The 15,308-nt window shown below is 42.1% G+C and carries 14 protein-coding genes and 1 other RNA gene; 3 read left to right on the plus strand and 12 right to left on the minus strand.

Features of this window, described 5'->3' with window-relative positions; translation table 11 throughout:
• Window positions 1-118: 118 nt before the first annotated feature.
• The 7 genes from QUF07_RS10550 to QUF07_RS10580 form a co-directional block, all read right to left on the minus strand.
• Window positions 119-2,617, minus strand: a complete 2,499-nt coding sequence (locus QUF07_RS10550; protein WP_217162977.1) for a carbamoyl phosphate synthase preATP-grasp domain-containing protein — start codon at window positions 2,615-2,617, stop codon at window positions 119-121.
• Window positions 2,601-3,692 (minus strand): carbamoyl phosphate synthase small subunit, encoded by a 1,092-nt coding sequence (locus tag QUF07_RS10555; RefSeq protein WP_217162975.1) that lies wholly within the window; start codon window positions 3,690-3,692, stop codon window positions 2,601-2,603. The genes QUF07_RS10550 and QUF07_RS10555 overlap by 17 nt, the downstream gene beginning before the upstream one ends.
• 22 nt (window positions 3,693-3,714) lie before the next feature.
• On the minus strand, window positions 3,715-4,248 hold the full coding sequence (gene pyrR / locus QUF07_RS10560; protein ID WP_054746641.1) for a bifunctional pyr operon transcriptional regulator/uracil phosphoribosyltransferase PyrR: 534 nt from the start codon (window positions 4,246-4,248) through the stop codon (window positions 3,715-3,717).
• Between the two features lie 84 nt (window positions 4,249-4,332).
• Window positions 4,333-5,241, minus strand: coding sequence for an RluA family pseudouridine synthase (locus tag QUF07_RS10565; RefSeq protein ID WP_217162973.1), 909 nt, complete (start codon window positions 5,239-5,241; stop codon window positions 4,333-4,335).
• A gap of 19 nt (window positions 5,242-5,260) precedes the next feature.
• A complete protein-coding gene (lspA, locus tag QUF07_RS10570) occupies window positions 5,261-5,701 on the minus strand; it encodes a signal peptidase II (RefSeq protein ID WP_217162972.1) in 441 nt (146 codons plus the stop codon).
• Between the two features lie 13 nt (window positions 5,702-5,714).
• Complete coding sequence (locus QUF07_RS10575) at window positions 5,715-7,376, minus strand: formate--tetrahydrofolate ligase (RefSeq protein ID WP_289427400.1); 1,662 nt, start codon at window positions 7,374-7,376, stop codon at window positions 5,715-5,717.
• Between the two features lie 55 nt (window positions 7,377-7,431).
• Window positions 7,432-7,818: an EbsA family protein gene (locus QUF07_RS10580; protein WP_217162967.1), complete on the minus strand. Its 387-nt coding sequence runs from the start codon at window positions 7,816-7,818 to the stop codon at window positions 7,432-7,434.
• Between the two features lie 35 nt (window positions 7,819-7,853).
• Here QUF07_RS10580 and QUF07_RS10585 point away from each other — a divergent pair, with 35 nt between their 5' ends.
• The gene (locus QUF07_RS10585) at window positions 7,854-8,249 is read left to right on the plus strand and encodes a ribonuclease HI family protein (protein WP_217162964.1); all 396 of its coding nucleotides are present in this window, start codon (window positions 7,854-7,856) and stop codon (window positions 8,247-8,249) included.
• On the opposite strand, the gene QUF07_RS10590 is transcribed toward QUF07_RS10585, so the two are convergent.
• The 5 genes from QUF07_RS10590 to QUF07_RS10610 form a co-directional block, all read right to left on the minus strand.
• Window positions 8,239-9,354 (minus strand): NAD(P)/FAD-dependent oxidoreductase, encoded by a 1,116-nt coding sequence (locus tag QUF07_RS10590; protein WP_217162961.1) that lies wholly within the window; start codon window positions 9,352-9,354, stop codon window positions 8,239-8,241. The genes QUF07_RS10585 and QUF07_RS10590 overlap by 11 nt on opposite strands.
• Window positions 9,355-9,407: 53 nt before the next feature.
• Window positions 9,408-10,568 (minus strand): THUMP domain-containing class I SAM-dependent RNA methyltransferase, encoded by a 1,161-nt coding sequence (locus tag QUF07_RS10595; RefSeq protein ID WP_217162959.1) that lies wholly within the window; start codon window positions 10,566-10,568, stop codon window positions 9,408-9,410.
• Between the two features lie 76 nt (window positions 10,569-10,644).
• Window positions 10,645-11,018: RNase P RNA component class B (rnpB, locus tag QUF07_RS10600), an RNA gene on the minus strand.
• Between the two features lie 29 nt (window positions 11,019-11,047).
• A complete protein-coding gene (gpsB, locus tag QUF07_RS10605) occupies window positions 11,048-11,428 on the minus strand; it encodes a cell division regulator GpsB (protein WP_054746637.1) in 381 nt (126 codons plus the stop codon).
• 57 nt (window positions 11,429-11,485) lie between these two features.
• The gene (locus QUF07_RS10610; RefSeq protein WP_217163015.1) at window positions 11,486-12,058 is read right to left on the minus strand and encodes an SLOG family protein; all 573 of its coding nucleotides are present in this window, start codon (window positions 12,056-12,058) and stop codon (window positions 11,486-11,488) included.
• Window positions 12,059-12,186: 128 nt separating this feature from the next.
• Here QUF07_RS10610 and recU point away from each other — a divergent pair, with 128 nt between their 5' ends.
• A complete protein-coding gene (gene recU / locus QUF07_RS10615) occupies window positions 12,187-12,786 on the plus strand; it encodes a Holliday junction resolvase RecU (protein ID WP_217341625.1) in 600 nt (199 codons plus the stop codon).
• An 18-nt stretch (window positions 12,787-12,804) separates the two neighbouring features.
• Entirely contained in the window at window positions 12,805-15,132 is a 2,328-nt protein-coding gene (locus QUF07_RS10620; protein WP_217162954.1) for a PBP1A family penicillin-binding protein, read from the plus strand.
• The last annotated feature ends 176 nt before the right edge of the window (window positions 15,133-15,308 follow it).

Consider the following 15,308-nt stretch of genomic DNA (forward strand, 5'->3'; position numbering starts at 1 on the left):
AACAAAAAGAGCCCTAATCACAAAGTGATTAGAACTCGAATTTAGTTTCACCAACAACAGTTGACGAAGAGCCGAAATTGTCTGGTTCAGCCACTATTTGCTATATACAATTGATTGACTATTCAAAATTTTTAAATGATAAAGATGCGCCAACCTCCTGTTTCGTGGTTCCCTCTTGACGATTAGACTGGAGTTCTTTAAATGGGAACTTGGCAGTCATAATTGAATAACGCTTATGCTCAGCCGGTCGTAACTGTTCCCTCAAAGATGCCATATCAAGCAGCCCAAGATATTTTCGAACCAATACATTAATCCAGTTAACCCCTGTCGTCTTAGTTAAAAAAGCTGTTTCAGTAATTCGAACGGGCCGAATCCCTGTGCATGTGTACTCAGATCCTGATTGATCAAATAATACTTGTACGAGGCCCTGCCATTCAGTTGGATCCACTGAACTAATCGCCTGCTTAATCAATGACTGTTCATCAGTTTCCCAGTGACTCATGGGTTCTTGATAATCATTAATATGATGGAGATCCATCCGATTGTTATGGTTGAAAAACGAAAGCGTCGTGACAGGAATAATTTCGTCGTCCTGAATGAACAGATCAACTGCCGCTGTCGCTTCTTGTTCTTTGTATATGGCAACCTTTTGATCTGGCGGCAAAACGACCATATTTAAGCCAGTGAACTGTTTTAACTGTTTTGAAAGATAATGCCGATTTCCTGGTAGGAAAACCACGTCAGGCTGATCAACATTAATAATATTCAAAATGTTTCCCAATTGGATCGGCTCAATGTATTGCTTGTCACTCAACTGAGGCGTAAGTGAAACTGCATTGGGATTGGTATTCATAATGATTGTTTTGTAACCGGCTTTTTTAAGCGATATAAGGATTTGAGTCGTATAATAATCAGCTGCAGAATTGGGTCCCAACTGGTTGCCACCTCTGCCAATTACTAAGGCTGTTTTGCCGGAAAATGGTTGACTTTCATTTTCAAGTTCATAGCTGCTGTAAAAAATATTGGTTGCTTCTATGAATTCCCCAGCACTTGGTTCGATTTCTTTATAAGTCACTGGTTGCTTGGTATTTCGATTCATTCGAGTGATTTCAGAAATGTTTACATTCCATAGCTCGGCTAGCATACCATCACCAAAACCGTATTTGTGACCAACCTGAACCGAATGCGGCGACATTGGGTTATTAATCACATAGTCCTGAGCCCGTAATAATTGATTGAGCTTATAGAAATAAAAACGATCAATTCGGGTCAGTTCAGATAACTCGTCAATTGAGAAGCCTCTTCTTAGTGCTTCCATTAAGATCAATATTCTGCTGGCCAACGGGTGAATTAATTGATTGATCACATCATCGTCATCAACTTTAGACACACTCGGAAGAATATCCCTTGGTGAAAACTGGGAGCTATGCATGGACTTGATAATCGCTTCCTCAACGGTTCTGCCAACCCCGATTGTCGACCCTACCGATTTCATTAGGGTATTGAGATGTTGATCAACGTCATTGATATCCCTAAATGGCCAGAGAGGAATTCTAACCAGTACGTGATCCATCGTTGGTTCCATGAATGGAAGATATTTGCTATATTTCGTAGGCAGTTTAATCTCTGTGAAAGTATAGCCTAATTCCAAAAAGCTTGAAACGTAGGTTAATGGATAACCGGTTGCCTTAGCTGCCAACAAAGTATTCCGAGTAAAGAAAGGGCTAACTTTGGTGACAAAATAATTTGAATCCGTTCTACTCTGGGCAAATTGGACATGACAAGTTCCCGTCACATTAAGCGCATCCATAATTCGAAAAGTAGCTGTTCGCAGTGCTTGATATTCTTCGTTAATTAATGTCTGGGTTGGGGCAAAAATGATTGAATCACCAGAATGAATTCCAATTGGATCCATGTCTTCCAAACCAGTAATCAACATTTTATTTCCGTTGGTATCCCGAACACCAACCATTTCAATTTCTTTATAACCAACAATACTTTGTTCAATCGAACAGCGTTTAATATAAGTTCGTTTAAAGCTCACGTCTAGGGCATCTTCTAGTTCATCGGTATTGTTACAAATGAACCGGCTGGTATCATGGCTAGCTGAAATTGGCTTTACAATAACTGGGAAGCCGACTTCGCGGACAAAATCCATTGCTTCACTATCGTCAGCGACAATTTTGGAAGCAATCACTTTCTCACTGATTTCGGTCAGCAAATCTCGTAATTTCTGATTATCGATGACTTTACGCAAATCTGCTGGCTTAATGCCAAGCAATGTCACGTTATTGGCACTTAACACGCCACTTTCTGACAACTGCCAGGCAATTTGCATCGCATTTAACCCACCCGTCGTGGCCATAATTGCATCCGGCTGTTCCTTCTCAATAATGTTCACAACATTTTTGAAATTGACCTGCTGAACATAAACGTTGGCAGGCTGAATTTCTTCACTAGTGACCGAGAACGGATTATCATCGACATAAATAATTTGAGCACCCGTTTTTCGCAGGGCAATTAATCGCTCAAAAGCGGCCGCATCGAGCTCATTTTCGTGACCAATACTTGTTGGGCCACCACCTAGTAATAGGACTTTATTAAAAACTATTGCCATTGTCGACCCTTCTTCTTTCCATTATTTCCGTGAAGTCATCAAACAAGCCAACACTATCTTTAGGTCCCGGTGCCCCATCAGGTGAAAATTGAACTGAAAAGGCCGGAAAATCACGGTGACGAAGCCCCTGAACCGTACCATTAACTAAATCAATGTGGGTAATAAATAATTTTGCGTGATCAATTGACTTGGGATCAACCGCATATCCTTGTTCCTGACCGGAATAAAAGATTTCATTTGTGATAATTTCACGAATTGGATGGTTGGCCCCGTGATGCTCAACTCTAAGTTGGTAAACACTGGCATCGTTCGCCAAAGCGAATAATTCATGACCCAACCCAATAGCAAATAACGGCGCTTGGCTTTGAACTTCTTCAATCATCTTTAGAACGGACTGTGGCAAATTCGACGGTGCCCCAGGGCCAGTTGATAAAACAATCCCATCTGGATCTAAGTCAAGGATCATCTCACTGGATGCATTCCAAGGCACAACCGTTACGTTGCAATTTCTGCGGGATAGTTCACGCAAAATTCCACTTTTGAGGCCAAAGTCAACCACAACAACGTTATCCCCCTCATCAGGATTGGGATAAGGTTTCGGTGTTGCAACCTGGGCGACTTGTTGATTCGTTAAAACAGTGGCATGCAGCTGATCGAATGCATGATCATCTGCCACGTCAACAATGCTGGCTTTCATATTACCGTATTTCTGGAGTCGGTGACGAATTTCACGGGTATCTACATCATAAATACCGGGAATCTTATGCTGTTTCAAATAACGATCCAACGAAATTCGCTTAAAGTGGTCAGTTGCCAGATTCTCATATTCACGAACAATCACGCCTTTAGCAGATGGCAAAATGGACTCGTACGCGTTTTGGTCGAGTCCGGTATTGCCAATTGATGATTGGGTAAAAACAATTATTTGGTTGTGGTAAATTTGGTTGGAGATGATTTCCTGGTAGCCATTCATCGTTGAATTGGCAACCAGTTCTCCAGTTGTTGTCGCTAATGAACCGAATGCCTTACCAGGGTACGCAGATCCATCTTCTAATATCAAATATCTTTGCGTCATGCTGACTCCCCATTACTAAGTATCATTTGATGAGTTCAACAGCATCTTTATCATCAATTTCCGATACGTATACTTTGATTTGCTCTTTTTGTGAACTTGGAATGTTTTTACCCACAAAGTCGGCGCGAATTGGCAATTCACGATGACCGCGGTCGACTAAAACTGCGAGATTAATGCTCTTAGGCCTGCCAAGGTCCATAACAGCCGAAAGAGCAGCTCGAACGGTTCTGCCTGTGTATAAAACATCATCGACTAGAATCACCCGCTTGCCTTCAATTGAAAAATCAATCTTATTATTGGACATTTTGACGTCGATACTCATTGAATCGTGTTCAATATCGTCCCGATAATTCGTGATATCGAGTTCACCTACTGGAATGGTGACATTTTCTAATTGTTGCAGCCGGTCGGCAATGCGATTGGCGAGAAAAATCCCCCGCGTTTTGATCCCAATGAGGACGAGGTCTTCAACACCCTTGTTTTTTTCAACAATTTCATATGTGATCCGGGTTAAAGCACGTTGCATCGCCATTTTGTCTAAAATAATTTTTCCCATCATCAAGTGCTCCTTAAATTAGTGTAAGGTTTTATAAACCGAAAAAGCATGTTAGTTTCAGAATATGAGAGCTGAGCCAACTTGTCAAGAATTCAACGCATTATTCAGCCGTAAATGAGCCAAAGTTTTCTCAAAAATCGTTGGAATCGGGGCTGAAAAGACCATTAACTTGTGCGTCACCGGGTGCTCAAATCCCAATTCCTGAGCATGTAAGAACTGACCATTCCCCTTGAGGGTCTTTCGGGGGCCATAAAGTGGGTCGCCGGCAATTGGATGGCCAATATATTTCATATGGACTCTAATCTGGTGAGTTCGACCAGTCTCAAGTTGACAACTGATTAATGTGTAATCTTGAAAACGCTCGAGCACCTTAAAATGGGTAATCGCAGGTCGCCCATCAGCAACAACTGCCTGTTTTTTACGATCTTTAACAGAGCGGCCAATTGGAGCATTGACAACCCCGGAATTTTCATCAATCCGACCGTGAACTAACGCAATGTACTTTCTCAAATTTTTTTGTTTCTTTAATTGTTCCGATAACGCTTGATGAGCTGCGTCGTTTTTGGCGACCATTAACAAACCTGAGGTGTCCTTATCAATTCGGTGAACGATTCCGGGGCGAAACTCCCCGTTAATCGTTGATAATGGACTATGAAACAGTAGTGCGTTGACTAGTGTGTGGTTGGGATGACCCGCTGATGGATGAACGACCATTCCTTGGGGTTTATTGACGACAATGACATCATCATCTTCGTAAATGATATCCAAGGGAATGTTTTCTGGTTCCAAGCTGATTGGTGTGGGTTCAATATCCTCAATGTCAATTTGGTCACCCACTTCTGCATGGTATTTAGGCTTCTTAAGTTGCCCATTGACCTTGATGTGACCATCTTCAATTAATTTTTTTGCCCGAGAGCGACTAATTGTGGTATCAATCTCTGAAACCACTTTATCAAGTCGCCCGGTATGTTCGGTTAATACAACTGTTTTCAACTTATTATCAATCCTCAATTTATTGTTCCCGCAAGATCGCAATTCCTAAAATAATGATTCCAAACGTCAAGAACATATCTGCACAGTTGAAGATCGGAAAGTTAATAAAATCCAGTTGAAACATATCAACAACATGACCATTTAAAATTCTATCGATGACATTACCGGCAGTCCCCGCAAATAAGAGACTTAAGCCGATGCGATAAGGCACATTTTTCCAATAATGAACCAAGAAGTAGCCGATGATCACCACAGCTAACAATGCGATGATGATAAACACTTCCTGGTGGCCTGCCAAAATGCTCCAAGCAGCACCGGTATTATTAATCCGGGTTAGTGAAATCACACCAGGGATAAGCGTAAACGACTGTCCCAGTGCTAAGCTCACTACAACCCAGTGCTTAACAAATTGGTCAACCCCAACTAGCAAAGCAATTCCGATAATATATACGACAGGCAATTTAAAAACTCCTTTAGAACAGTCCAGTAATTCGACCGTTTTCATCAATGTCCATGTCAAGGGCAGCTGGATGATTTGGTAACCCTGGCATTGTTAATATTTTACCAGTAATTGCCACAATAAAGCCAGCCCCTAATTTTAACTGTAAATCTGAAACGTGAATTGTGAAGTTTGTTGGGGCACCCAGCTGTTTGGCATTGTCAGTTAACGAATATTGAGTTTTAGCCATGCAAACAGGCAGGTCACCATAACCCATTTTTTCAATCCGCTTAAGGGCATTTCGGGCTTTAGTTGATAGCTCAACATCAGCGCCGCCATACACATGGGTCACAATGGCTTTCATTTTGTCCAGGAGATAGTCGTCACTCGTATACAAAGGCTTAAATTCTGCCGGCTGATCGCAAGCTGTAATCACTTGTTTGGCCAAATCGATAGCGCCTTTACCACCGTCTGCCCAGCTAGTGATGACTTCGCCCTTAACCTTCAATGTATCAGCCACGTAACGCTTTAAGAAATCAATTTCAGCGTCACTATCACTGACAAATTTGTTAATTGCCACGATAACTGGTTTACCGTATTGTTCCATATTCTCTACGTGACGTTTGAGATTAACGGCCCCTGCCTTTAATGCAGCTAAGTTTTCTTCGTTTAGGTCATTTTTGTTCGCACCGCCATTAAGCTTAAGTGCCCGAACGGTTGCAACCACTACAACGCAATCTGGCGACTTTTTAAGTTTTGGTGAAACAATATCCATGAACTTTTCGCCGCCAAGATCTGAACCAAATCCAGCTTCCGTAATTGCATAATCCCCAAAGTGCAAAGCGGCTTGGGTAGCCAAAATGCTGTTACAGCCATGGGCAATATTGGCAAATGGGCCACCGTGAATAAACGCTGGCGTATGCTCAATTGTCTGAACTAAGTTTGGTTTAATGGCATCTTTTAGTAACAACGTCAATGCGCCCTGAACATGTAAATCGGAAACTAACACTGGCTTGCGGTCATATGTATATCCAATTAACATTTTTCCAATTCGCTTTTTGAGATCAGTCAAATCAGTTGCCAGGCATAAAATTGCCATCAACTCACTGGCAACCGTAATATCAAAACCATCTTGCCGAGGGACGCCAGAAGTTCGACCACCCAAGCCGACAACCACCTGACGGAGCTCGCGATCATTAACATCCAAGACCCGTTTCCAAGTGATTTGGCGAGGATCAATATTTAATTGATTCCCGTGCTGAATATGATTGTCAATTAAGGCAGCCAAAGTGTTGTGGGCCTCAGTTAGGGCGTCAAAATCCCCCGTAAAATGCAGGTTAATGTCATCCATTGGGACAACCTGAGCGTAGCCACCCCCGGTTGCACCGCCTTTCATACCCATAACTGGGCCTAGCGAAGGCTCTCGTAACGCAAGGGCAACCTTTTTATGTAATTCTGTAAAGGCATCGCCAAGTCCGATTGTCACTGTTGTTTTTCCTTCTCCAGCAGCGGTTGGATTAATCGAGGTGACTAAAATTAATTTACCATCATTTCGTTCTGTTTTAGGATCGAAATGAACTTTTGCTTTATAATGACCATATTGTTCCAGCTGATCTTCAGTAATACCAAGTTTACCAGCAATTTTGGTGATTGGTTCCATAGATGACTCTTGAGAAATTTCAACATCGCTCTTCATAATGATAACGGCCTCCTAAGCTATTTCACAGAACAATACACAACATTGTGGACGTCTACCAATGGGTAATTAATTCTTTTATTTCAATCACAGAGTTTGCGGGTAAAATAAAACTATAAATCTTTGTCTTGGCAACGAACCCTAGTTGATACTTTGAAGTTTGGACATGTGAGATTTTATCCAAATCGATCACCAACCAATGCGGATTCGTAATCCGGCTCACAACCAATTGGTGATCATAAATCTGGATACTCCGAAAATGAATTTCTGCCCAGGCAGTAAATGCAAATAAGACAAAGAAAAATAGCGTTATCCATTGAAAATGAGTGATTTCCAACCAGATAATGACCCCAATAAAGAAAATGACAAACGTCCAGCTCCAACAAATAATGCTTCCGAGTGGACTTGGTTGGTAAAAGAAGTGTCGTTTTTGAGTTATCATTAATAAAACTCCTTAGAAAGTGTTAGTCATTAATAATGTATAAAATATATAGTGATGCAGCAGTCAACCAGAATAACCAGCATGCCGCCATTGGGATTTTAATCCTCCACGATGGCCAACAAATTCAATTCAAACAACGAATTACATCTACAAATAATCATGAGGCCGAATTTATTGCCGCAATTAAGGCTTTTGAAAAACTGGCTACTTTAAATCAAGACCCAAATGAATTCGTTTTTTACTACACTGATAGCAAGATCGTCATTGACAGCCTCAACAAGAGTTATGCCAAACATTTTCAAACAGAGGTTGATCACCTGATCGATCTCCAGTCAAAATTTACAACCGTTGTTAACACATGGATTCCCGACAGCCAAAATCACGGGGCCCACTTTCTGGCACAACAAGCTTTACATGCAATTAAAGATTAGTCAGATAGGCACTTACCGGTTTAGTATAGCAGCTAAGGTCTTCGTCCAATTCACCCAAAACAGATTTGGCCAATAGATAACCGATGATCGGGCCAGTTGTTAGTCCTGATGACCCCAAACCACCACCGACAGCAATCGCCGGATTGGTGGGCAATTGACCGAAGAATGGACCAAAATCAGGGGTGTAAGCTCGAGTTCCAACCCGCATATCGACTACCTGCTCTTTGGCCAGACTACTGATAAAGGCCCCAGCATTTGCCAAGAGTTCGTCACGAGCGGTTTTTGTTGGTGTCAGATCAAACTGTTGATCATCCTCATGAGTTGCGCCAATCACTAATTTTCCACCGGCGAAGGGAATAATGTCACTGCTTCCTTCGGGCATCATCACCGGCAGTGTATCCCAAGCTTCCTTGGTATGGACTGAGATCTCAATCAGCTGACCCTTTTGAGGCCGAACTGCTAGGTTTAATCCGAGCGGCGCCAACGTCGCTTTCATCCAAGCACCGGTCGCGACAATCGTCCGATCAAAGCTGTCTTGCTTGGAATCACAAGTGATCAGACCGTTTGAATTGAATTTCGCTCGACCATGCACGATTTTGAGGTGATGTGCTTGAGCATTATCTAAGAGCTGATTGACAAATTGTGCGCCATCAATCTTTGCCCCGCCGCTCACAAAGACGCCCTCGGGTGCAGTCGTTAAGAATGGCAGCCTTTCACCTACTTGGATCGCCGAAAGCAGCTGGACTTCTCCCATTGCAGGAGTGATGGCTGCTTTTTCTTTCGCCTCAGTATACAGGGCTTTTAGATCCTCAGAGGACTTTCTGGTCACGATTGTTCCCGTTTGCTCATAAACCTCTGATCCGAGTTGCGCATCATGGACAAGTTCAGGGATCAATTCAGCCCCACGTTTTGCCAAAGCATACCAACGTTTATTACGCCGTTTGGACAACCACGGTGAAATGATTCCCGAAGCCGCTTTGGTTGCCTGACCCTCACCATCATCAAATAACGTCACTTGAACAGAGTCAGCTCCTGTTAGCCTCGTTAAATAAAATGCCGCAGTCGCGCCAATGATCCCGCCACCAATTATCGCTATCTGTTTCAAAAACAAATCACTTCTTCCAACCGAGTCGTTCTTATTTTAACATATTAATTGAATTATTTTTCTTTAAAACTGCTTAAACTGCTTAAATCACGAACTTTCTTTCCCCAGAATTGGAAATAGTCCGTTCTAATAGAACCGTTGTACAACTTTCTGCGCTTAGTTGCTTTTTGACCATAATATTTTTCAAATTCCAAGTCGGAAGTTAGAAAATATTTTGACCAACTTGTTAAAGGTTTAAACGTCTTGCCCATTTGTCGGTAAAGTTCGTGAGCCCGAGTTGCATCACTCATTCGTTGACCATAAGGGGGATTGCCGACAATCACACCATTTACCTTATCTGTTTTGAAATCAGCAACCGCCAACTGTTTGAACTGAATATCATCCAGTAGGCCAACTTCTTCAGCATTTCGCTTTGAAATTTCGATCATATTGCCGTCAATGTCGCTGGCAGAAATATCAAGTTCGGTATCATAATCTGCTTTGGCGTCAGCTTCATCGCGGACGCGTTGAACCATATCTGCATCAATCCATGGCCATTGTTCGCATATAAAGTCCCTGTTAAAGCCAGGAGCAATATTCCGACCAATCAGTGCGGCTTCGATTGGAATTGTCCCAGAACCGCAGAATGGGTCTAAAAACGGCACGTCTGGGTACCAGTTTGTCAGCATGACCAATGCGGCCGCCATATTCTCTTTTAAGGGTGCTTCCCCTTTTTCCACCCGGTATCCTCGCTTGAACAAGCTGGCACCCGTTGTGTTCAATGTTAACATCACATGATCTTTGCTAATGGCGACTTCTAACGGAAATTCAGCCCCCGTTTCTGGTAATCTTGTGTGACGGTGATAAGCGGTACTCAATTCGTTGACAATCGCTTTTTTAACAATCGCTTGTGAGTCAGGAACACTGTGCAGCTTGGAGTTTTTTGACCGCCCTTCGACTGGAAAGGCAGCGTCCATCGGCAACATCTTGTCCCAAGCAATGGCAGTCGTTTGTTCAAACAACTCGTCGAAAGTCTGGGCATCAAATTCATCAATCACAATCTTGATCTTATCAGCCGTTCTCAGCCATAAATTGGTTTTAATAATATCTTCTTCTGTGCCTTCAAATCGTGCCCGGCCATTTTCAACTTGGACATCGTAACCAAGATCTCGGAGTTCTTTACCAACCAGTGCCTCAATTCCTGCAGCACAAGTTGCAATTAAATTAAATTTCATTGATGTTCATCTCATTTCTAGTTTTGTGTAACAAAAAAGTGGGAGCAAGCTCCCACCCAACCTGTTTGGTGTAAATCCCTATAAGCCATGTTTTGTGCTTACTTTATCCCAGGACGATAAAGCAAGTAGTAATCATCTATCTGAGAAGTCACAAGGACCTCTCCCCCACACTTGGTTCATTTACCGTGTGTGAAGCTCCCCTACCAAAGTTTGGGTTTCCCGCTCGAGGGGTTTACCGCGTTCCATCAATATAGTTTCCTACATTGTTCGTCACTGTGGCACCTTAGGGAACAAACAGCATAGCAAAGCCTTAGCTGCTTGTTCCGCCGTAACTCAATTAAGAGTCCCCCGGCTTATTTTTTCACCGAGCACGATCACTACAGGCATCTCAGCCTGTGCGAGAATGGACTTTCCTCAGCCGTAATAATACGACCGCAATTACTCAGGATTTACACCAGCTGGTATAAAATTACTTGAAACTAAAGTCTATGGGAATCGTTGGCATTATTGTCTAACTGAGACCCAAATACTCGCCGTTCCAAATTGGATAAACGTTTTAGAATGTCCATATTAGTTGCGCTGGACATTGGCTGGCTGGCAGTAGTAGCCCGACTTGGCGCGACACCAGCAGTTGGAAGTGGTTGAGTACCAGAAACGGCAATCTGCTTGTTCAGTTCATCGACCTGAACCTTAAGCCGTTCATTTTCGTCGCTCAATTCTTGCAATTGCTTATTAAAGGCCTCGTAATCTTTGATTATATTGTCCAAAAAGCTATCGACATCATTGGGATCATAGCCCCGCATCTTTTGTCGAAATTCTTTTTGAAGAATATCTTTCGGAGTATAATTAATGTTTTCCATACTATTGGGTACACCTCATCTTTAATTTGCAACAAACCAATAAAATAATATCATAGTTTAGTTGTCTTGGGAACCATTATTTAAGTTTTCTTGATATTCATCTGCAGCCGCCTGCAAATCATCGAAAGTGATTAATTTGTACGGATACGGATGATTCTCAGCAAATTTTTTAATTTTGTCGAAATCGTATTGGGTCTTTCCTGGATTATCTAAATCATATATCAAGATTGCCTGGTCTGTATGGGTTAACATAAATTCTTGATAATTTCTTAATTGTTCTGGCGAAGTATAGGGCTTTTGACTCACCACGGCAGAAAAATCTACGAGACTTTTAATCTTGGCAAATTTCTCCTGATTAGCCGCGTTCCAATTACTGCCAAATTCCAAAAATGGAAGCATCATCGCGGTTTGAAATTCCCCCGGATAATCTTTCTTCAAATCAGTTCCAACTCTTAACGCCCATTGTTCAACACCAAGCTGGCCACCAGAAATAATCCAGTCAGTTCCATCTATAATTGCTTGAACCAGTTCAGCCTTTAACACTGAATCAATTACTTTTAGTTTAGGATCATCGTCCTTAAAGATCCCTAATTCATAGTTTCGGTAGCCAGTTATCCACAAGCGGCTCAAAGTATCACCCTTACAATAAATTATTTTCATTAATACCCACTCTTGATATAATAACATTATTATGATTATTTTTTCCAAATTTGCAGTACAATGTAACTATTCACAATAAAAAAGGAAGCTTTCAGTTCATGACTATTAGATACCCCAATGGCAATCAATTTTACGAACAACCGGCCTCTACGAATGAACACAACGACGCCATAGATTTTTCAAATCGAGGAATGACGCTAGAAGATGAGATTAATAAAAGCAATACCTATTACCTGAATAATGGAATTGCGGTCATTCACAAGAAGCCGACCCCCATTCAAATTGTTTCGGTGGATTATCCCAAGCGAAGTGCCGCCAGAATTAACGAGGCTTATTTTCGACGCTCTTCAACGACCGACTATAACGGCGTTTACAAAGGCCGCTACATCGACTTTGATGCCAAAGAGACCAAGAATCGGACATCATTTCCTTTAAAGAATTTTCATAAACATCAAGTGGAACATATGAGACAATGTCTAAAGCAACAAGGTATTTGTTTTGCTGTCATCAAATTTGTGAATGACCAATCCGTCTTTGTTCTCAAAGCAACCACGCTGATTGACTACTGGGATAACCAAAATTCAGGAGGTCGAAAATCCATTCCAAGAAAAGTCATCGAAGAAACCGGTTTTTTAGTTCCATACAGAATTAACCCACTGCTTCCCTATTTGCGGGCGGTTGATTCAATCATTGATTAAGATACGAAGGAGAACTCTATGTCACAGAATAGTCCTAAGTCTCGTGCCGAACGTCGACGCGGACGCCAGTTTACCAAGAAAAAAGGACCGTTTAAAAGAATTTTAAAGTATCTTTTAATTTTCTTCGGCCTGATCATTTTGTTCGGTGCAGGTTTGTTTACTTTTTATGCATCCAGTGCCCCACAGATTACCCGTTCTGCCCTTTCAAGTGATAATTCGACCAAGTTTTATGATGCAAATGGTCATGTGATTTCCAGATTAGGAAGTCAAAACCGGGATTACGTTAAATCCAAGAAGATTCCAAAGACGCTGAAGCAAGCTGTCGTTTCAATTGAGGACCGCCGATTTTACAAACATGGTGGTGTCGACCCGATTAGAATTATGGGAGCTGCCATTTCAAACGTCACCGGGTCTTCCCTGGGTCTTCAGGGTGGTAGTACGTTAACCCAACAATTAGTTAAATTATCAGTCTTTTCAACTGCTGCCAGTGACCGAACTTTAAAGCGAAAAGCCCAAGAAGCTTGGCTGGCTATTAAAGTGGAACGACACTACTCCAAGAGTCAAATCTTAGAATTCTATATTAATAAAGTGTATATGGGCAATGGAGTTTACGGGATGCAAACGGCGGCTGAGTTCTATTATAATAAGACTCTTGATCACCTGACATTACCAGAATTTGCCATGTTAGCTGGGATGCCGCAGTCCCCGACCCTATATAATCCGTATAAATATCCAAAATACGCGACTGAACGACGTAACGAAGTCCTCAATGCAATGGTTAAAAATAAAGTAATCACGGAGCAACAGGCCCAGAATGCGAAAAATGTCAGCGTTCAGCGTAACCTGTCAAAAACACATGCCAAAGCCAAAACTTCTGAAAAAACGTCCAAATATATCGATTCTTATCTCAAACAAACAATAGAAGAGCTTCATGATAAAGGCTACAAAACAAATAGTGGCCTGAAAGTTTACACGAATTTAGACTTAAATGCCCAAAAGAAACTGTACAATGTCGCAAATGGTACCTCTTCAGGGATTGTTTATCCAAGTAATCGATTCCAGCTTGGGGCAACCTTAGTCAATCCCAACAATGGTAAAGTTCTTGCCATGCAAGGTGGTAGAAAAATTAAAGTCGCTTTCGGGTTAAACCGAGCCGTTCAAACCGGCCGATCTTCAGGTTCAACTGCCAAGCCAATTATGGATTATGGTCCTGCAATCCAGTACCTCAAGTATCCAACTTATCAACCGGTCAAAGATACCCCATATACTTATGCCGGCTCTGACAAATCTGTGATGGATTTTGATAATAAATACCAAGGAACAATCACGATGCGAAAAGCATTAGTTGAATCGCGGAATATTCCGGCAATCCGTACTTTGGAAAATGTTGGGGTTCCTCGAGCAACTAAATTCCTCAAAAGTTTGGGAATGTCATTCAGTAAGCCGCTTGAACTTCAAAATGGGATTGGCCTGTATATCTCATCAGAACAGTTAGCGGCCTCCTATGCGGCTTTCTCAAACGGTGGCACATATTATAAACCCTACCTAATCCGAAAAGTAACCCAAGTCAATGGCGTTACTCATAAGTATCACAGTCAGGGCAAACGGGCGATGTCCCCCGCCACCGCGTTCATGATCACAAATATGCTCAAAGGGGTTATGACGGATGCGAATGGATCGGGAACTGCCGCAAAAGTCTCTGGTTTATTTGAAGCCGGGAAAACGGGTACCACGCAATACCCTGACGACTACATTAACCAAGTTCCTTCAGATTCGTCCATGGATTCTTGGTTCTCCGGATTTACCAAAAATTATTCACTCGCGATTTGGACTGGGTACGATCATCAATTTAAAGCCAACTCCTATATCTCACCGACTGAAACAACGATTGCCCAGCAGATCTATAAATCAGTTATGGGTTATATTTCACAAGATAAACCAAATACTGATTGGACCAAGCCGGACGATGTTGTGGCAACCACCCGTGGCAGTCAAACTGAATATTATGTTGCCGGCTATCCGGGCACGGTTGCGGACAATAGCTCAAGTCAAACAACCAGCGGCTACACTGTTGACCAAGGCAGTGATTCAAGTAACACCACTGTCACGCAGCCACGAAGTAACGAAAGTTCAGAACGAAGTGACCGGACAACTGAATCGTCTGAAACACCAACAACTCAAGAACCAAGCGGTGATGGCTCTGGAAATGATAATGCCAATTCATCCTCGGCATCTTCAGATTCAAGTACTGACGGTAGTAATGATACCAGCAATAGTACTGATAACAATACAACCCCAGATAATAATACCGGAACTGATACGAACGGAAATCAAACCAATCCATAGAGAAGATTGTCTACGCCAAGTTGCTGTTTGCCTTGGCGTTCTTTTGGCTAAATACGCTCGAATTGGTTCCAACTAATGAAAAGGACAACCATTCCTGTTTTTTGGAGGCTCTTCGTCAACTGTTGTTGGTGAAACTAAATTCGAGTTCTAATCACTTTGTGATTAGGGCTCTTTTT

The sequence above is a fragment of the Lentilactobacillus sp. TOM.63 genome, from assembly GCF_030361045.1.
Taxonomy (GTDB): Bacteria; Bacillota; Bacilli; order Lactobacillales; family Lactobacillaceae; genus Lentilactobacillus; species Lentilactobacillus dabitei.

Coding starts and splice junctions, on each gene's coding strand:
- QUF07_RS10550 (WP_217162977.1), bottom strand. CDS start 2,617: ATGGCAATAGTTTTTAATAAAGTCCTATTACTAGGTGGTGGCCCAACA.
- QUF07_RS10555 (WP_217162975.1), bottom strand. CDS start 3,692: ATGACGCAAAGATATTTGATATTAGAAGATGGATCTGCGTACCCTGGT.
- pyrR (WP_054746641.1), bottom strand. CDS start 4,248: ATGGGAAAAATTATTTTAGACAAAATGGCGATGCAACGTGCTTTAACC.
- QUF07_RS10575 (WP_289427400.1), bottom strand. CDS start 7,376: ATGAAGAGCGATGTTGAAATTTCTCAAGAGTCATCTATGGAACCAATC.
- QUF07_RS10580 (WP_217162967.1), bottom strand. CDS start 7,818: ATGATAACTCAAAAACGACACTTCTTTTACCAACCAAGTCCACTCGGA.
- QUF07_RS10585 (WP_217162964.1), top strand. CDS start 7,854: ATGTATAAAATATATAGTGATGCAGCAGTCAACCAGAATAACCAGCAT.
- QUF07_RS10595 (WP_217162959.1), bottom strand. CDS start 10,568: ATGAAATTTAATTTAATTGCAACTTGTGCTGCAGGAATTGAGGCACTG.
- gpsB (WP_054746637.1), bottom strand. CDS start 11,428: ATGGAAAACATTAATTATACTCCGAAAGATATTCTTCAAAAAGAATTT.
- recU (WP_217341625.1), top strand. CDS start 12,187: ATGACTATTAGATACCCCAATGGCAATCAATTTTACGAACAACCGGCC.
- QUF07_RS10620 (WP_217162954.1), top strand. CDS start 12,805: ATGTCACAGAATAGTCCTAAGTCTCGTGCCGAACGTCGACGCGGACGC.